The organism is Neotamlana sargassicola (assembly GCF_020523965.1).
Taxonomy (GTDB): domain Bacteria; phylum Bacteroidota; class Bacteroidia; order Flavobacteriales; family Flavobacteriaceae; genus Neotamlana; species Neotamlana sargassicola.
This window is the reverse complement of record NZ_JAJAPX010000007.1, coordinates 31,184-49,388: the sequence shown is the minus strand read 5'-3', so window position 1 is coordinate 49,388 and position 18,205 is coordinate 31,184. Positions and strand designations below refer to the sequence as shown.

General features: G+C 33.3%; 15 protein-coding genes. 6 read left to right on the top strand and 9 right to left on the bottom strand.

The features are described from left to right. Positions 1 to 51 precede the first annotated feature (51 nt). The 8 genes from LG651_RS15185 to alaS all read right to left on the bottom strand — a co-directional run bounded on the left by LG651_RS15185 (position 52) and on the right by alaS (position 11,008). Complete coding sequence (locus LG651_RS15185) at positions 52 to 801, bottom strand: enoyl-CoA hydratase/isomerase family protein (protein WP_226696960.1); 750 nt, start codon at positions 799 to 801, stop codon at positions 52 to 54. Positions 802 to 831: 30 nt separating this feature from the next. Continuing rightward, entirely contained in the window at positions 832 to 1,446 is a 615-nt protein-coding gene (locus tag LG651_RS15180) for a DUF4230 domain-containing protein (RefSeq protein WP_226696959.1), read from the bottom strand. Positions 1,447 to 1,660: 214 nt separating this feature from the next. After that, a complete protein-coding gene (locus LG651_RS15175; protein WP_226696958.1) occupies positions 1,661 to 2,311 on the bottom strand; it encodes a response regulator in 651 nt (216 codons plus the stop codon). 7 nt (positions 2,312 to 2,318) lie between these two features. Next, entirely contained in the window at positions 2,319 to 4,193 is a 1,875-nt protein-coding gene (locus LG651_RS15170) for a tetratricopeptide repeat-containing sensor histidine kinase (protein WP_226696957.1), read from the bottom strand. A gap of 519 nt (positions 4,194 to 4,712) precedes the next feature. After that, positions 4,713 to 6,605: an outer membrane protein assembly factor BamB family protein gene (locus tag LG651_RS15165; RefSeq protein ID WP_226696956.1), complete on the bottom strand. Its 1,893-nt coding sequence runs from the start codon at positions 6,603 to 6,605 to the stop codon at positions 4,713 to 4,715. Between the two features lie 62 nt (positions 6,606 to 6,667). After that, the gene (locus tag LG651_RS15160; RefSeq protein ID WP_226696955.1) at positions 6,668 to 7,204 is read right to left on the bottom strand and encodes a DUF6252 family protein; all 537 of its coding nucleotides are present in this window, start codon (positions 7,202 to 7,204) and stop codon (positions 6,668 to 6,670) included. Between the two features lie 133 nt (positions 7,205 to 7,337). Next, positions 7,338 to 8,303 carry a GSCFA domain-containing protein gene (locus LG651_RS15155; protein ID WP_226696954.1) on the bottom strand — a complete coding sequence of 322 codons (966 nt, stop codon included), beginning with the start codon at positions 8,301 to 8,303 and terminating at the stop codon, positions 7,338 to 7,340. A gap of 80 nt (positions 8,304 to 8,383) precedes the next feature. Next, a complete protein-coding gene (alaS, locus tag LG651_RS15150) occupies positions 8,384 to 11,008 on the bottom strand; it encodes an alanine--tRNA ligase (RefSeq protein ID WP_226696953.1) in 2,625 nt (874 codons plus the stop codon). A 151-nt stretch (positions 11,009 to 11,159) separates the two neighbouring features. On the opposite strand from alaS, the gene LG651_RS15145 reads away from it, so the two are divergent. The 6 genes from LG651_RS15145 (at position 11,160) to LG651_RS15120 (ending at position 15,386) form a co-directional block, all read left to right on the top strand. Beyond that, entirely contained in the window at positions 11,160 to 12,131 is a 972-nt protein-coding gene (locus LG651_RS15145) for a M23 family metallopeptidase (RefSeq protein ID WP_226696952.1), read from the top strand. Beyond that, the gene (locus tag LG651_RS15140; RefSeq protein WP_226696951.1) at positions 12,131 to 12,460 is read left to right on the top strand and encodes a MerR family transcriptional regulator; all 330 of its coding nucleotides are present in this window, start codon (positions 12,131 to 12,133) and stop codon (positions 12,458 to 12,460) included. The genes LG651_RS15145 and LG651_RS15140 overlap by 1 nt, the downstream gene beginning before the upstream one ends. 69 nt (positions 12,461 to 12,529) lie before the next feature. Next, entirely contained in the window at positions 12,530 to 13,117 is a 588-nt protein-coding gene (locus LG651_RS15135; protein ID WP_044626642.1) for a LemA family protein, read from the top strand. Further along, positions 13,117 to 13,554: a TPM domain-containing protein gene (locus LG651_RS15130; RefSeq protein WP_226696950.1), complete on the top strand. Its 438-nt coding sequence runs from the start codon at positions 13,117 to 13,119 to the stop codon at positions 13,552 to 13,554. Before LG651_RS15135 ends, LG651_RS15130 begins: the two co-directional genes overlap by 1 nt. Before the next feature lie 46 nt (positions 13,555 to 13,600). Beyond that, positions 13,601 to 14,425 carry a TPM domain-containing protein gene (locus tag LG651_RS15125; protein ID WP_226696980.1) on the top strand — a complete coding sequence of 275 codons (825 nt, stop codon included), beginning with the start codon at positions 13,601 to 13,603 and terminating at the stop codon, positions 14,423 to 14,425. Positions 14,426 to 14,474: 49 nt separating this feature from the next. Then, the gene (locus LG651_RS15120) at positions 14,475 to 15,386 is read left to right on the top strand and encodes a hypothetical protein (RefSeq protein ID WP_226696949.1); all 912 of its coding nucleotides are present in this window, start codon (positions 14,475 to 14,477) and stop codon (positions 15,384 to 15,386) included. Positions 15,387 to 15,393: 7 nt separating this feature from the next. Here LG651_RS15120 and LG651_RS15115 read toward each other — a convergent pair whose 3' ends face one another. Further along, complete coding sequence (locus LG651_RS15115; RefSeq protein ID WP_226696948.1) at positions 15,394 to 18,174, bottom strand: outer membrane beta-barrel protein; 2,781 nt, start codon at positions 18,172 to 18,174, stop codon at positions 15,394 to 15,396. Positions 18,175 to 18,205 lie beyond the last annotated feature (31 nt).

Here is an 18,205-nt window from a genome sequence, read left to right as displayed (position 1 = left end):
CCCTTAGTTGTAAAGACTCTGAAACTAGTTAAAAATGACAAATAAAACCGCCTATTTAAACCGTTTTAATGTTTCTTTTGTAAAGTCACTCAACACTAATTTTCCACTAATTTCGGCACGTTCGCTAAGCAAAACATCCCAATCTTCGGTATTTTTCCAAATTACTTTTTTCATTTCTTGTAAAGCTTCTGGGTTGTAGCTTGCTAATTTTTCGGCTAAAGTTGTCACCGATTCATCTAACGCTTCAGCAGTTTCAAAAACCTCGGCGAATAAACCTTTGTTTTTTGCCCATTCGGCGGTATAAAATGTTTCAGCATTAAGCGTTAATTGAGACATATTGGAAACACCTATTTTACGCGTTACGGCAGGCTCGATTACAAACGGGCCAATTCCTATACTTAATTCGCTTAACTTAATTGAAGCGTATTTTGTAGCCAAACAATAATCGGTTGCTGCGGCTAAACCAACACCACCTCCAACAGCTTTTCCCTGCACGCGACCAATAATAAGTTTACCCGATTTTCGCATGGCATTAATAACATTGGCAAAACCAGAGAAAAAAGCTTTTCCGGTTGCTTCATTATCAATAGCAATTAATTCATTAAAACTAGCACCAGCGCAAAACGTTCTTTCTCCTCCACTTTTTAAAACTAGCACTTTAGCTTCGGTATTTTCGGCATCAACAATAATTTGTTCCAATTTTTGCAATACATCACTTGGCATTGCGTTGTGGTTAGGGTGAAAAAACTCGATGTACCCAACTTTATTTTTTATATCGAATGAAACGTATGGATCTTTCATTATGTAGTAGCGCGTTTTTTAATCTTAAAATTACAACTTTATTTGCTGTAATTCTTCATTTTTAAGAATTGGTGTTTCGTTGTATTTAAGTGTCCAACCCAGAGAATTGGTTAAAATATAAAATTTAGAAAGCTCGCTAATTAATCGGTTTTTGGCATTCTTTTTTAAATCGGATGCTTCAATTTTTTTACTTAACGATTTTTTTACGATTTTCTTAATCTCATTATAATCTTTAGCTTCAAAAGGGTTTAAAAAATCGGCTTGAATATCGTAGTACTCAAAATCTGGATTTATTTTAATTTCTTCTTCTGGAATATTTAAAATAGTGAGCGTTTTTGTAGTTTCATCTACCTCAAATTCAATTTTACTTAAATCGTAAGCTACCGTTACATCGGCGTTAACAACAACTAGTGCTTTTTTTTCAACCGACACTAAATCACCAAAAATATCTTTAGAATTTTTATAATTAAAAACCTCGCTAAAATGTCCTTCGGTAACCACTAGCTTGCCTACATTATTTATTTGTTCTTGTATAAGCGCCGAACTTTCTTGAAGCATTATTTTGTCTTCACGTTTATCGCCGCAAAATTTAAAGGTGAATAGTACAGCCAAGGTAATTATTACACCAAAAAGAGTGTTTCGCATACGCTAAGTTAAAGAAATATTTTTTTGGTTCTTATTTTTTTATGACTGAGGACTTGCTACATTAAAAAGAAAAGACCGACTTACTTAATTATAACTCAAAAAAAAAACATTAGTTTCCTTCGACATAAGAAGTCTAACTAATGTAAGGTTGTTACTTTCTAACACTACAAATATAAACCTATAAAACCCAATATTTGTTAGCAAATGGTTAATACTAGATTAAATTATTTTTTTGTGCTTTCTGTACCGCTTCTAGCTTATTATGCACTTGTAATTTTTTATATATATTTTCGATGTGCTTGCGCACCGTACCGCGAGATAAAAACAAGTTTTCGGCTATTAAATTATAGCTTAAACCTTTGCTTAACTGCTCTAAAACCTCAACTTCGCGCTTGGTAAGCTTGATATCTTCGGTCTGATTTTGGTTTTCAATTTCTAATGGATTTCTTAACAGTTTTAGGGTTTTCATGGCAATTGACGGATTCATGGCTGCGCCTCCATTTAGTGTTTCTAAAATACCGTCATGTAAATCTTTGGCATTTACTTCTTTAAGCAAATAACCATCTGCCCCAGCTTTAATGGCGTTAAAAATATGCTCGTCATTATCGAAAACTGTAAGCATAATTATTTTTATGTGCGGATATTTTTTCTTGACTGCTTCGGTAGCTTCAATACCGTTTAAAACTGGCATTTCTATATCCATTAAAATTAAATCGATGTTGCGATTTTCGTCTAATTTCTCTAATAAATCGGCACCATGTTTTGCCGAAAATTTAAATTCTAAATCATCAAAAAAAGAGAGTTTTTCTTTTATGGCAGCTATTAAAAAACTGTTATCGTCGGTAATGGCAATTTTAATTTTCATAGTAATATTACACATTTAAAATTATGGTTGTGCCTTTGTTTTCTTCGGAAATAATTTTAAAATCGGCTTTAATTTCGTCGGCGCGTTTTTTCATATTATTTAATCCATTTCCTTGTTCTACCTCGCTAATATTAAATCCTTTTCCGTTATCTTCAACTTTAATATTCACTAAATTATTCTCCTTATTTATAGCTACTAATACCTCTGAAGCTTCAGCATATTTTATGGCATTGTTAATAGCTTCTTGAATAATTCTGTAAATATTCATGCCCTTTACGGATGTAAATTTAAGTTCCTTCTCTAAGGTATCTTCTATTACAAACTTAAACTTGATGGCATGAGCCGAACTATCTGCTTTATCAATAAAGTTGGATATGCGCACTTGCAAATCTTCCCACAAAATTTCACTTTTATTCATAGCCCAAATGGTATCGCGTAGCTCGTAAATTGTTTCTTTGGTAAAGCCGCTAATGCTACTTAATTTATTGGTTAACTTTTCGTTTTTAAGATTAAAGCCGTACTGCAAATTATCGATGGAAGAAATAATAAAAGTGAGTTGTGCCCCAATATTATCGTGTAAATCTCTTGAAATACGCAAACGTTGATCTTGCAGTTTGTTTTGGGTTTCAATTTTAACCAAAGCTTCACGCAATTCGCCTTCCTTTTTAAGCTGAGTGTTTTTTAACTTTTGTTGATTATAAAGTAAGTACCCCAAAGCAGAAAGCACCAAAGCTAAAATAACCAAACCTATTATTTGCGTATTTTTTTGATTGATATTTAATTCCTTTTCAGCTAAATCGGCACGTTGCGCTAATATTTCTTTTTCTTTTTTTTCGGTTTCGTATTCTATTTCTAATTCGGCTATTTTACTTGTGGTTTCAACATTTAATATACTATCCTTAAATTTAGAATGCTCCTTAAAGTATTTTAGTGAATTTCCCAAGTCATTTTTCACTTCATAAAACTCAGAATAATTAAGTAATGCCGTTTCAATATCAACCGAGGTTTTCGATTTGGTAGCATAATAATAAGCGCTATCAATATACATTTTAGTACTTGCGACTTTTTTATTTTCTATTAAAACTTGAGCAATATTATTATAACTAGCTCCTAAGCCAGATTCATTACCAATTAATTTTTCAAATTTTAAAGATTTTCTAAAATATGCCAAAGCAGAATCTATTTCTTCCATGTAATAAAAAACCGCCCCAACGTTATTTAGCGATTCCGCTACACCTTTTTTACTTTTTAATTCCTCTTCGATATTTAAAGAATATTTAAAATAGCTTAAGGCCTTTTTTAAATCACCATCATTAGCGTATATAATGGCAATATTATTATACACGTTTGCAATTCCTTTTTTATTGTTTAATTTTTCAAAAACATTTTTAGCTTTTGTATGAAACTCTACTGCCTTATTATTAACCCCCAAATAACTATAAACCATTCCGATATTATTGTTTACCGTGGCTTGGTCTTCCAAATAGTTTTTTGCTTCATAAATTTTTAAGGCTTTTAAGTAATTATCTAGTGCAGCTTCATACATACCCAAACTTCTATTACAAGCTCCAATATTATTAAAGGCTGATGCCTGAATTATTGAATCGTGTACTTTAATGGCTTGTTCCGATAAGGCTTTAGCTTCCTCAAATTTCCCTAAATCTCTATAAATTATTCCTAAATTATTATTAGTTCGTGCCGTTTCTACAATATCATTTTTAGTTTGCAAAATCGTTAAAGCTTCTTCCAATAATTCTATGGCTTTATTAGGACTTTCCTTGTAGATTATCATTGCAGAATCGTTTAATTTTCGTGTAGTCACTTGCGAAAATGACATAGCATAAAACAAAACGAAAAGGATAAAAATAAGTTTATACTTCATTAGGAATACAAGGTTTAGTCTTTAAATTGAAATTAACATATTTAAAATTCTAAAATAACGATTAAATAAATGTTCATTATAAGAATCAACCATTAAAACTTTTTGGTTGTTTAACTTAAGTCTTTTCTTTTCTAAACTTATTTTATTTAGAAACTCTAAAATTTTTATGCTATTATTTTTGGCCATTTTATAGTTAAACACCAATACTTTAGCTATCAAAATCAAGAAAATTAAAATTAATGCGTACACTACTATTATAAAAATCAAATTAAATTCCATAATTCTAAATAATAATTTGAAAATCAACCAAAAGAACGCGCATAAAAAAACACCAACTACCCCTCATTCTTTTGAATTTGGCAATTGGTGCTTTAAATATGAACTGATTAATAGCATTCTAAAAATAAATTAAACTTGGTAACCACTCTTAATTTTTCGATTAAGTGTTATAAAAAAAGATTAAGCGCAATAATCTGATTATCACGCCTAACCAAATAAACCTCTCAACAACAAGATTTATTATTTTAAACTATAAGCGTATATAGTTTTATCGGTTGCTTTGTAAAACAAATAACCGCCAATATCATCAACTTGGTATTCTGGTTTTTTATTTTTTAAAAGTATTTCTTTCTCTACCTTACCTGAATCTTTATTAACCTTAACTAACCCTACACCACTTTCTAAATTTGTAAGTATAAATTGTGCATTTTCGGTAGCTGCAGTTGCTTTAAAACGTTGCGACATCATTTTAAACGAGGCATCTGCGATTGAGGCAAACATATCGGACGCTCGTTTAGCCTCTTTACCGTAATCGTTATAATTTCTTAGATTGTTAGAACTCCCAAACCCCGTTTTATTGGCCCCAGCCGCTAATGCCGTTGATGCTGTTGCTGCCAATGAGGCTGCCGCCAATACCCCTCCTGCTACTTTCATAAAAGTACTTTTACTTGGCGATTTGTAATATTCGTGATATACCTCTTTTCCATTAGCATCAAGCAACATCATGTTTTGCGAAGCACTTAAAAAGATGTTTCCGTTACGCATTTCCATAGCGTTTGCAAATTCTTTTTCATCAAATTTTGTATTTGCTAATTCAACTACATCGCCAGAACTAGCATCAATTGCATAAATAGTTCCATCGGCAGCAATTAAATATCTATTGTTATCAACATCAAAAGTAGAAGCAACCGCAGCAGAATTTTTATATTTTAATGGTTTTTTCCAAACTTGCTCGCCAGTTTTTAAATCTACTATATTTGCATCGCTTCCTGTAATATAAATTAGTCCTTGTGGCGATTGTGCCATAACCATAATGTTTTCGCCTGTTTTTAAAGGCTTTTTGAAAAGTGTTTGCCCGTCGAACGAAATTTTATTAATACCTCCTTGCTGAATACCGAACAAAATACCATCGTCTTGTACATAAAAATGCTGTACGTAACCCTTTGTTTTTGGTGCTTTCTCCCATAAATCTTCACCAGTTGATGCACTTAAAAATGCAATTTCCGATTCGTTTTTAGTAGCCAATACACTTGTGCTACCACCAGAACTTTTATCGCTAACCACTGCTAAACCTTGAGGCAAAATTTGAAAATTAGAAACATTACCTTGTACTTTTCTATCATCTTTCCATAATTCGGCTCCATTGCTGCCAATTTTATGAATTCTGGTGTTTTTACCGTTTGTAGTAGTTTCGAAACCATAAATTTCTTTTTCAGTTTCATCGGCTACCATCCAATTAACACCTTTTATTTTTGTGCTCCATAAATCTTGACCTGTATGCGATTTTGCCAATAAACCTTGTGCAGTTGGAATAATTAAAAAATCTTTTAAAAGTAATGGCACTCCTGTAACGCTAAAGTCTTTTGCTACACCAACTCGACCTGGTTTATCTAGAAAAAAGCTATAATCGAGCTTTTGTTTACCTAAATCGTAAACCGCTACTTTTGGCGTCATTTTTTCATGCTTGCTTCCTATTTTTTGAATACCACTAACAATAAGTTTATTTTGTGGCAAAACAATATTACAAGTGTAAATCTGGTTCCAACTATCATCTTCAGAATTAAAAATAACATCGCCTGTTATATAATTTAAAACGGCGCGTTTAGTTTTTGTTATACCCGCCAATTTCGAACCTGCACCTTGCGAAACTACAATGTATGGCGAATTTGGAACAAACTCCGTCTCTTCGGGTTTTAACTGACCAAAGTTGTTAAAAGTAAATATAGGATTAGCTTTATTAGGGTCTATCCCTACCAAACCGTTGTTGGTAGCCGCAATTAATACACCACCAACAGTTAAGCTCATTTCATTAATTTTCGCACCTAAATCGTAGCTATTTTGTGGGGTTTCGGCCTTTTGCGCGTGTAACAGTGTGGAGCACGTTAACAGACAAATAATTAGTTTAAATCTCATTGTTATATGTTTTAAAATGACTTAAGCACTATGCAAATTAGCGCTGCACTTGTTAATATTTTTTAGGAAGTTTGTTTATTTAAATTAAAAGAACCTTCGGTAACTGTAATCACAGAATCGTCGTCTGTATTTTTCGCAGTAAAAGAAAACGTTCCTTTAACATGTGTATCTGTTTCTTCGGATATTGAAACGGTGCCTGCCACCGCATCCTCGTAAGGCGCGCTCCAAATTTTAGTAGTTGAAGCCGTAGGGTTGCTTAAATTTACATCGGTTTGCGTGTAAGACACCGTGTTAAATGGCCCTAATGTTGTACCATCAAACTCATAGGTTTTACCAGCACCTTCGTAGCCAAAAATGCTAATAGAAAAGGCATTACCATCGCTATTTGTCGCAATAATAATAAGGTTATTACCGTTGTTTGCCACCGTTGCCGATGATGAAATTTCCCAAGACTTGTAACTCGTACCATCAACTTTTGCAACTAATATACCTTGTGGTGCATTACCGCCATCGCCACCATCGTCGCTGGTTGAACACGAATTAAACATTAATGATGCACTCACCATTACTAAAGCCATAAATTGTTTTAATTGTCTCATTGTTGAATTTTTAATTGTTAATAACAGGTCAAAATTGCAACTTTAGGTAAGTGAAATCAATACGACAAATTGCGTATTTTTAATAAATAAACTTGAGATTAAAAGAAAAAAATTAGAAGTTTTACACGGTAAACTAAAAGCTTACATGGGTAAATTGACTTTCAAGCATTTCTATTTTTTTTTGAAGATTTTTTAGAAATTTTTTATGCGCTTCCGCTTTAGGATTAAACGGTTTATGTAACAATCCTTTTTGAATACCATCAACTAAATCCATGGTTTTGTAAGACGACTCATCAATCCAAACCAACATAAATTTCTCCCAAATATAATTGATAGCAAGTTGGTTAGGGTGCAACATATCGTCGTTGTAAAATCGGTAATCACGAAGTTCGTCCATCATAATCTCAAAAGAAGGAAAATAGTTAGTTGATCCTATTTTATTTGCAGATTGCGCGTTAATAACTTGATGAATAGCTGAAATTAAATGCGACTTACTTCGAGTGTTTTCCATAAATCCATCTTTTAAATGACGCACCGGAGACACCGTAAATATAATTGAAGCATCTTTGTTTACCGTACGGATTTGATTTATTATGTTTTGAAGTGATTCTGAAACATTTTGAACAGACAAGAGTTCCTTTTTAAAATTTTTTTGCGGAATTTTATGGCAATTAGCTACTATTGAATTGTTTTCTATTAAACGATAAACCCAAGCTGTTCCCAAGGTAATAACAATATGAGATGCTGTTTGTAATTGGTTTTTTGTTTGTTGAAGCTTATGATTTAAATATCGAATTAATTCTTCTTTTGAAGTATTACTTAACTTAGAATGTACGTTAAAACAATGCCATTGCTCATTATGGAAAAACACATCATTATCGGTATATAGTTTATTGTTTAAAGCATCCGTAATTAAGACTTCAATCGCTTTAGGATGAAATAAAATACCAAATGGGTTTTGGAGGTTTTTAAATTTAAAATACTCTAGCTTATCTCCAACATTTTCTGAAAAACAAGATCCTAGCAACAAAATATTAGAATTATAGTCTATGAGGTTATTAGACTGTTTTTTAAATTGTATTTTGGTTTGTAGATTCATAATTAAAATGAAATCCCGAAACGCGTTCGGGATGACATTAATTCTTATTTAAAAACTCAGCTATTCTAAAAACATTGGTTTTAGCTAATATACTCCTTCGCCTTTTCAAGAGCTTCAACAATACCATCTGGTTTTCTTCCTCCTGCTGTTGCAAAAAACGGCTGGCCGCCGCCACCGCCTTGAATTAATTTACCTAATTCACGAACTACTTGACCTGCGTTTAAATCTTTTTCAGCAACAAGCTCTTTTGAGATATAACAAGTTAAAAATGCTTTTCCTTCTTTTTCGCTACCAAATAATAAAAATAAATTATTGGTTTCTCCACCCAACTCGAAAGCAACGTCTTTTAAACCTGCTGTATCTAAATCTAATTTTTTGGCTAAAAAGTTTACTCCATTAACTTGGGTAATTTCGCTTTTTAATTCGCCTTTTATGTTTTTAGCTTTATCTTTTAATAAACTTTCTATTTGCTTTTTTAAACTGGCGTTTTCTTCTTGTAATGTTTCAAGAGCTTTTACAGGTTCTTTGGTGTTATTCAACAAAGCTTTCATTTCTGAATACACCTTGCTATTTTCAATAAAATAAGTTTGAGCAGCTTCATTAGTAATGGCTTCTATACGACGAATACCAGATGCAACCGCACCTTCTGATACGATTTTAAAATGCCAAATATCGCTCGTGTTTTTTACGTGAGTTCCGCCACAAAGCTCAATAGATTGCCCAAAACGAATTGAACGAACGGTATCACCATATTTTTCGCCAAACAAACTCATAGCGCCATCGGCAATAGCTTCTTCCTTTGGCACATTTCGTTTTTCATCCAAACTTAATTTCTCCGAAATTCTTGCATTTACAAAGGCTTCAACATCGGTTAATTCTTCTTCGGTTAATTTAGAAAAATGTGAAAAATCGAATCGTAATTGTTTAGCATTTACAGCACTTCCTTTTTGCTCGACATGTGTTCCTAAAATTTCACGTAAAGCTTGGTGTAATAAGTGTGTTGCGGTATGGTTACATTCGGTTTTATAACGTTCGCTCTCGTTAACCACGGCCTTAAAACTTTCGTTTAAATGCTTTGGTAAATTCTTTGTGAAATGAACAATAACGTTGTTTTCTTTTTTAGTATTTAAAATATAAACCACATCGCCATGTGCATCTTCTAAATACCCTTTATCGCCTACTTGTCCGCCACCTTCTGCGTAAAAAGGTGTTAAATTAAATACCAATTGATACATATCACCATCTTTTTTAGATGTTGTTTTACGGTATTTAGTTATTTTAACATTAGCTTCGAGTGCATCGTAACCAATAAATTCTTCAGTAGTATCATCAATTAAAATTGTCCAATCGTCTGCACTAGTTTCGCTCGCTGCACGCGATCTATCTTTTTGTTTTTGTAATTCTGCTTCAAAACCTTTTTCATCTAGTTTTAAATCTTTTTCAGATAAAATTAGCGCGGTTAAATCGATTGGAAACCCGTAAGTATCATACAATTCGAAAGCTTTTTCACCAGAAACCGTACTTCCTTTAGTGTCTTCAACTATTTTGTTTAACAGTACTAAACCTTGATCTAAAGTTCGTAAAAATGATTGTTCTTCTTCTTTAATTACGTTTTCAACTAATTGTTTTTGAGCCACCATTTCTGGGAAAGCATCTCCCATTTTTTCACTTAAAACACTTACTAATTTGTAGATAAACGGTTCTTGTTTATTTAAAAATGTAAAACCGTAACGCACAGCACGACGTAAAATTCTACGAATTACGTAACCCGCTCCAGTATTACTTGGCAATTGACCATCGGCTATGGAAAATGCTACGGCGCGAACGTGATCTGAAATTACACGAATAGCAACATCAACCTCATTATTTTCAGTTTTTGTAGCGCCATATTTTGTATTTGTTATGGTTTCAATCTCTCTAATTAAAGGTATAAAAACATCGGTATCGTAGTTAGATTGTACGCCTTGTAACACCATACACAAACGCTCGAAGCCCATACCGGTATCAATATGTTTATTCGGCAACTCAACAAGCGTTCCGTTAGCTTTTCGGTTGTATTGCATGAAAACTAGGTTCCAAATTTCAACCACTTGCGGATGATCTTCGTTTACCAATTCTTTACCTGAGATTTTTGCTTTTTCTTCAGCAGAACGAATATCAACATGTATTTCGCTACACGGGCCACAAGGTCCTTGATCGCCCATTTCCCAGAAATTATCTTTTTTATTTCCTTTTAAAATGCGGTCTTCGGCAATATATTTTTTCCAAATATCGTATGCTTCAGTATCCATTTCTGTTCCATCTGCTTCATCACCTTCAAAAACCGTAACATATAAAATATCTTTATCTATTTTATAAACTTCGGTAAGTAATTCCCAAGCCCAAGCTATGGCTTCTTCTTTAAAATAATCGCCAAAGCTCCAGTTACCCAACATTTCAAATAATGTGTGATGATACGTATCGTAACCAACTTCTTCTAAATCGTTATGTTTTCCAGATACTCGCAAACATTTTTGCGTATCGGTTACTCTATTATTTTTGGCTTTAGTGTTTCCTAAAAAATATTCTTTAAACGGTACCATACCGGCATTTACAAACATTAAGGTTGGATCGTTTTTAACAACCATAGGTGCCGATGGTACAATGGCATGCTTTTTATCTTCAAAAAAACTTAAAAATTTGGCTCGAACGTCTTGAGATTTCATCAACTTAAAATAGTTACTGTTTTGTTAAATTATATTTATTAGAAAACAATTTTTATATTTACTCGTTTGTTACGACTAAACTAAGCGTAAATTTAATTTAGGCTTTTTAATTTCCAAATAAATAAAGTGCAAAAATAGCATAAATTGCGACATGAGTAAGGTAAAATATTATTACGATTCCGAATCACTTTCCTATAAAAAAATTGAACGCAAAAAAGCCACTGCTTTTAAATATACCTTTATATTTTTATTGGCATCGGCCTTTTTTGCCTTTATTATGGTTTTTATATCGAGCCAGTATGTAGAGTCGCCTAAAGAACGTGCCTTAAAACGCGAGTTGCAAAACATGCAATTACAGTATGGCTTACTTAACAAAAAAATGCAACAAGCTGAGGCCGTTTTAAATAATATTGCCGACAGAGACAACAACATTTACCGGGTTTATTTTGAGGCCAACCCAATACCAGACGAGCAACGAAAAGCGGGCTTTGGCGGTATTAACCGTTATAGTAATTTAGAAGGTTTTGACAACTCGAAACTTATCATAGAAAGCAACAAACGCTTAGATATTTTACAAAAACAAATAGTTGTACAATCGAGATCGCTTGATGAAATTGCTAAACTAGCCGAAGAAAAAGAAAAACTTTTGGCTGCAATTCCTGCCATACAACCTGTAAGTAATGAGGATTTAACACGAATGGCTTCGGGATACGGCATGCGATCGGACCCATTTACCAAGGTTAGAAAAATGCATTGGGGAATGGATTTTACCGCTCCTCGTGGCACGCCAATTTACGCTTCTGGCGATGGCGTTGTGGCTCGTGCCGATAGTAACTCGTCGGGGTATGGTAACCACATAAGAATAGATCATGGGTATGGCTACATAAGTTTGTATGCACATTTATATAAATACAACGTGCGTAAAAACCAAAAAGTAAAACGTGGCGATTTAATAGGTTTTGTGGGAAGTACAGGACGTTCGGAAGCACCGCATTTGCATTACGAAGTCTTTAAAGACGGACAACGTATTAACCCTATTAATTTTTATTACGGTAGTTTAACAGCCGAAGAATTTAATAAAATGCTTGAACACGCCTCATTAGAAAACCAATCGTTAGACTAATGCAAATTAATTTACCCGACAAACGTTATTACAGCATTGGTGAAGTTGCCAAAGCTTTTGGAGTAAACACCTCTTTAATTCGATTTTGGGAAAAAGAATTTGATGTTTTAAAACCTAAAAAAAACGCAAAAGGTAACCGTAAATTCACACCAGACGACATAAAAAACCTTAAGTTTATTTATCATTTGGTAAAAGAACGTGGCTTTACACTTGAAGGTGCAAAAACACATTTAAAAGAAGAAAAAAAGCAAGCGTTAAACACGTTCGAAATTGTTAGTAAATTAGAAAACATAAAAAGCCAGTTACTTAAGTTAAAAGAAAATTTGTAGAGATACATGTAACTTTTTTAAAACTTTTGTATCTAACTATTAAACACGCATAAAAACAACTATAACATTATGAAAAAATTTTTACCGTTAATTATTATTGCCATTGTTGTATTAGGTATTTACTCTTGGGCTAAAGGTTTTAACAATACTGCTGTAGAATATGAAGCTGATGCCAAAACAGCATGGTCTAACGTGGAGAGTGCTTACCAACGTCGTGCTGATTTAATTCCTAACCTAGTATCGACCGTAAAAGGATATGCTGCACACGAAAAAGAAACGTTAGAAGGTGTAATAAAAGCAAGAAGTGAAGCTACGAAAACAACTATTGATGCTAATAATTTAACACCAGAAACGGTAGCTCAATTTCAGCAAGCACAACAAGGCTTAACGGGCGCACTATCAAAATTATTATTAACCGTAGAGCGTTACCCAGAGTTAAAAGCCGATAAAAGCTTTTTAGAATTACAATCGCAATTAGAAGGCACAGAAAACCGCATTAATGTGGAGCGTAACCGTTACAATGCTGCTGTAAACGAATACGATAAATTCACTACAAAATTCCCTGGAAAGTTACTTGCCGGATTATTTGGTTTTGAAGAAATGGCGCGATTTAAAAGTGCTCCAGGAAGCGAAAACGCACCAAAAGTTGAATTTTAATGTCGAAAATTGAAGCTTTCCTTTCTGCTGATGAAGAACAAGACATTGTTGATGCCATTAGAACTGCCGAATTAAACACGTCGGGTGAAATTCGCGTACACATTGAAAAAACCGCAAATGGTGATGCTACCGAACGTGCTTTAACTGTTTTCCATGATTTAAAAATGGATAACACCAAACTGCAAAATGCGGTGCTAATTTATGTAGCTGTAAACGATAAAAACTTTGTTATTTACGGAGATAAAGGGATTAACGATGTGGTTGAAGCTAATTTTTGGGATAGCACGAAAAATGTAATCCAGTCGCATTTTAAACAAGGTCGATTTAAACAAGGTTTGATAGATGGTATATTAAAATCTGGCGAACAACTAAAAAAACATTTTCCTTATTCTGATGATGATATTAACGAACTTACTAACGAAATCTCTAAAGGATAGGTTTAGTATGCAGTATCCAAAAAGTAATAAGCAGTCGCAGTCTACAATGGTCACATGGTTTTCTAAATCGGTTTTAACTATAATTCTATTTTTAGCGAGCTTAAATTTTAGCTTTGCTCAATTTGATATTCCTGAAAAACCAAGTTTTCAAACCAGCGTTTACGATTACGAAAACCTGCTATCATCATCTCAAAAAAGCAGTTTAGAACAAAAGCTTATAAAATATTCCGACACGACTTCTACACAAATTGTAATTGCTATTATAAACTCAACCAATGGCGAAAACATTAATTTTCTTGGAGCTAATTGGTTAACAAAATGGGGTATTGGGCAAAAAGGAAAAGACAATGGCGTTTTAATAATTTTAGCAAATGCCGATAGACGCATTGCCATAAACACGGGTTACGGTGTAGAACATTTACTTACCGATGCCATGAGTAAACGCATTATTGAGCGCGACATAATCCCCTATTTTAAGCAAAATGATTTTTATGGTGGATTAAACCGTGGTGCCGATGCTATTTTTGAAGTGTTAAGTGGCGAATATCAAGGTACGCGACAAAGCAACTCTTCGGGTGGCATTCCTATTGGTGTTATTTTTATTCTCTTTTTCATCTTTATCATCATCATCATTTCCATTTCCAAAAATAAACGCGGAGGCGGTAATAACCGTGGCAACAGAAGCGCAGGAACCGATTTGCTTGAAGCCATAATTTTAAGCAATATGGGACGTGGTAATTACCGTCGTGGTTCTTCTGGCTGGGGTGGCTCAGGCGGAGGTTTTGGTGGCGGCGGCTTTGGTGGAGGCGGTTTTGGCGGCGGCTTCGGTGGCGGCATGGGCGGCGGTGGCGGTGCCTCTGGCGGATGGTAATTTAAATAGTACATATTTTAATATCTTTTCTGATAATTAAACCCAAATTATGAATCGCTATCTAACTTTATTTTTGTGTTTTGTTATTTATCAAATAAATGCTCAAACAGTAACTACATCAGAAAAGTGCATTTTAACCCAAGCTATTGAAGAAACGTCCGGCTTACTTTTTTACAACAATAAAGTTATTACCCATAACGATAGTGGTAATAATCCTGCCTTATATGAAATTGACACCTCCAATGGTAACATTGCCAGAACTGTAGTAATTAATAATGCCACAAATACCGACTGGGAAGATTTATCGCAAGACGAGAAATATATTTACATTGGCGATATAGGCAACAATTTTGGTAACAGAAGAAACTTAAAATTTTACCGAATACTCAAAACCGATTTTAATACAAACACGAGTGTTAACGCCGAAACCATAAACTACTCTTACGTAAACCAAACCGATTTCACTTCAAAATTAAATAACAATAACTGGGATGCTGAAGCTTTTGTAGTTTATAATGACTACTTATTAATTTTTACAAAAAACTGGGAAAATAATGAGGTAGACGTTTATGCGCTGCCTAAAACTATTGGCACTCACCAGGCACAAAAAGTAAGTAATTTCAAAGCGCAAGGGCTCATTACAGGCGCCGATTTAGTAAACTCGAATAAGCTATATTTATCGGGCTATAACAAAGACCAAATTATTCCTTTTTTATTAGAAATAACTAATCTAAATATTACAGCACCCACTAACCTCGATATTTTTAAAAATAGTACGGTTTCAAAAATTGAAAATTTTATTCCGTTTGGGAATCAAGTTGAAGGCATTTGTTTTGTAGAAAGCAACGGAAACAGCGACACACTTTATTTATCGAATGAAAAACTGGCTTACAATATTTTTACTTTCCCCTCAAAATTAAGAGTAATTACTATCGATAATACAACTTTAAAAATTGATTAAAACTTTATTAATCTATAAAATACGGCCCGTTACCACCCGTTTCTCCTTTTGAACCAAGACTATTAAATTTCCAACTAAAACTTAGCATAAAATACTGCCGCAATACCGTACTTTGGGCATCTTCAATATAATCTTGTGTTGCCGTTCGCACAGCATTCGTATTCTGATTAAGCAAATCGTACACTTTTAAACTTATTAAACCTTTATCTTTTAATACAGAATAACTCACGGTAGAATTAAAAAACCAAGCACTTTTTTGAAATTCATCGGACACATTAGGGTTATACGTATAAGTAACATCATTACGCCATTCGAGACCCTTTGGAAGAAAAAAGCCAGTGCGTAATAATAAATTGTGCGACGTAAATTTAACATCCTCGAAATCATCTAGATCATATTTTGTATTTGTTAAACCAATTCTATATCGTGGTTTAAACTCAAACACATCTTTAATGATAAAATCGATTCCTAAATTTGGTGTTAACGTTAAACTGTTGCTAGCATATTTTACGTCGTTATTAAAATTTATGTTTTTTCTTAAATTAGACCATGCTCCTAATTTAAATCGAACAGAACGTATGGAGTCTAGCTTTACGCTTTTGCTATAATCTAAACCAAAATACCCGTTTGTGTTACCATTAACATTTTCGTAAGTTGTGGTTCTGGTAAGTGTTTCAGCATCTATAGTAGATTTAGACACCACGGCATTGTTAAACGAGGTAACACTAGCATACAAATAAAACCCCGTACGTTCTTGCCAATTATAAGCATTGAAATTTATATAAAATCTATTTTCGTTAGTAGGTTTTAAATTTGGGTTACCCATTATGATATTTAACGGATTTGAAATATCGGTAAACGCCTGTAAAAAACGTATCGCAGGCGGCCTATTAGTTAAACGATAACTGGAGTACACTGAAGCTTTTTCGCTAAATTTATAGTTAAAATTTGTATTTAACTCTAAGGCTTTAAATTCGCGTTCAACATTAAACTGTGGTCTTAATTCGTCGAAATTTTTTAGGGTTCTAAACACATAATTCACACCCATTCGGGTAGATAATTTATCGGCTCTATAACTTAATTCCGCGCCTGGTGCACTTTTTATATCGGTATATTTAAAATTGGTACTTTGGTCTTCGTTAAAGCTTGTATAACCATTGGTTTCATCATCAAAATCGAAAGTACTTTTTAGGTTTTCATCCTTATTATATTGGTATTCGTAATCGAAATTTACAAATAGCTTTTTGGCTATTATTGGCCAACGGTAACGTACTTTACTCGAAAAATCGTTAGACTTATTATTATTGTTTGCCAATTGTTTTCTTTCAATAGTTTCTGGATTACTTCCAATTACTTCAGATAAAGAATTAATATAATCGTCGCCTTCAGTTTTAGATATTTTATTGTTAAAATTAAATCTTAAAAAGGCTCCTTTGCTTCCAAACTTTTTGGTTGCACTAATAGCATTTGAGAAGCTATTAAGATTGTTTTCTACAAAAGAACCAACATTAGATTGGTTTGTTAGATTTAAATCTTCGTCTAACGTTTTATCATTACTTGTATATTCGGTTTTAGTTTTTGTAAACGAAAAAGATGGTTTTATATTAATCATGAAAGTACTATCTATTTTAACCTCCAAATCGCTATTAAACGAATGGCTATCGGTTTCGCTTAACGAACTAGAATTGGAATTAACATAATACCGAGAATCGGATAAAATAACTTCTCGCTCTGATAATTTATCGTTCTCTGAACTACTTCCAGAGTAAAAATAATCGGAAGAAAACTCGGTTTTATCTCCAAATGAATCGGCGTAATTTGCACCGCCTAACCTTGAGGTTGTTAAACCTTCGCCACCGCCAAATTGCCTACCATTAATACTAAAACCTCCGTCACCATTAAACCATGAATTGCCACCGCCAAACATTTTTTCGATTTCGCCAAAACTAAATCCCGGAGAGTTTATATTATTGCCACCAACCAAAACACTTAATCGCTGGTCGTTGTCAAAATGATTAAACATGCCAGCAAACTCATAGCGTTTATCGGTACCAGCTCCTGCCGAAACTCGACCGAAAACACCTTTATTATTTTCTTCTTTTATGGTTAAATTAATGGTTTTATTTTCGGAGTCGCCTTCCTCTCCTGTAAAAGCTTCACTTTTAGTTTTAGTATCTACAACTTGAATTTTCTCAATGATATCTTTAGTTAAGTTTTTGGTGGTAATGGAAGGATCACTACCAAAAAAGGGCTTACCATTAACCAAAATTTCATTAACTTCTTTGCCATTTACTTTTATTTTGCCTTCGTCATCTATTTCTACACCAGGCAATTGTTTTAATAAATCTTCAACGGTAGCATCTTTTTTTGTTTTAAAGGAACTTACATTAAACTCCAAAGTGTCTTTTTTTATAGTAACCGGCGCCGATGTTTTTATAAGCACCTCATCTAAAGCATTCGAGCTTACAGCTAAATTAATTGTACCTAAATTTATTTCGGACTTATTTATAAGAATTTCTTTTTTATAAGTTTGATAACCTACATAAGACACAAACAAGTTTAACGATTTTTGATAGGTTTCGTCTTTTAAAATAAAGCTGCCATTATTATTGGAAATGGTATAGGTTACTAAACTACTGTCTTTAATCGTTTCTAAATGAACGGTTGCTGCCTCAAGAGGTACTTTTTCTTCTTCTGAAATTATTTTTCCTGAAATTTGAAAATGTCTAGATTGACTAAAAGATAAAAAGCAACACCAAAATGCTACTACAAATAATAATTTGTGCATAATTGTTTTTTGATTGATTGATTTAGAGTTG

What these genes read in the sequence shown, in the direction of transcription:
- LG651_RS15185 (WP_226696960.1), bottom strand. Translation starts at nt 801, where the DNA reads ATGAAAGATCCATACGTTTCATTCGATATAAAAAATAAAGTTGGGTAC.
- LG651_RS15180 (WP_226696959.1), bottom strand. Translation starts at nt 1,446, where the DNA reads ATGCGAAACACTCTTTTTGGTGTAATAATTACCTTGGCTGTACTATTC.
- LG651_RS15175 (WP_226696958.1), bottom strand. Translation starts at nt 2,311, where the DNA reads ATGAAAATTAAAATTGCCATTACCGACGATAACAGTTTTTTAATAGCT.
- LG651_RS15170 (WP_226696957.1), bottom strand. Translation starts at nt 4,193, where the DNA reads ATGAAGTATAAACTTATTTTTATCCTTTTCGTTTTGTTTTATGCTATG.
- LG651_RS15165 (WP_226696956.1), bottom strand. Translation starts at nt 6,605, where the DNA reads ATGAGATTTAAACTAATTATTTGTCTGTTAACGTGCTCCACACTGTTA.
- LG651_RS15160 (WP_226696955.1), bottom strand. Translation starts at nt 7,204, where the DNA reads ATGAGACAATTAAAACAATTTATGGCTTTAGTAATGGTGAGTGCATCA.
- LG651_RS15155 (WP_226696954.1), bottom strand. Translation starts at nt 8,303, where the DNA reads ATGAATCTACAAACCAAAATACAATTTAAAAAACAGTCTAATAACCTC.
- alaS (WP_226696953.1), bottom strand. Translation starts at nt 11,008, where the DNA reads ATGAAATCTCAAGACGTTCGAGCCAAATTTTTAAGTTTTTTTGAAGAT.
- LG651_RS15145 (WP_226696952.1), top strand. Translation starts at nt 11,160, where the DNA reads ATGAGTAAGGTAAAATATTATTACGATTCCGAATCACTTTCCTATAAA.
- LG651_RS15140 (WP_226696951.1), top strand. Translation starts at nt 12,131, where the DNA reads ATGCAAATTAATTTACCCGACAAACGTTATTACAGCATTGGTGAAGTT.
- LG651_RS15135 (WP_044626642.1), top strand. Translation starts at nt 12,530, where the DNA reads ATGAAAAAATTTTTACCGTTAATTATTATTGCCATTGTTGTATTAGGT.
- LG651_RS15130 (WP_226696950.1), top strand. Translation starts at nt 13,117, where the DNA reads ATGTCGAAAATTGAAGCTTTCCTTTCTGCTGATGAAGAACAAGACATT.
- LG651_RS15125 (WP_226696980.1), top strand. Translation starts at nt 13,601, where the DNA reads ATGGTCACATGGTTTTCTAAATCGGTTTTAACTATAATTCTATTTTTA.
- LG651_RS15120 (WP_226696949.1), top strand. Translation starts at nt 14,475, where the DNA reads ATGAATCGCTATCTAACTTTATTTTTGTGTTTTGTTATTTATCAAATA.
- LG651_RS15115 (WP_226696948.1), bottom strand. Translation starts at nt 18,174, where the DNA reads ATGCACAAATTATTATTTGTAGTAGCATTTTGGTGTTGCTTTTTATCT.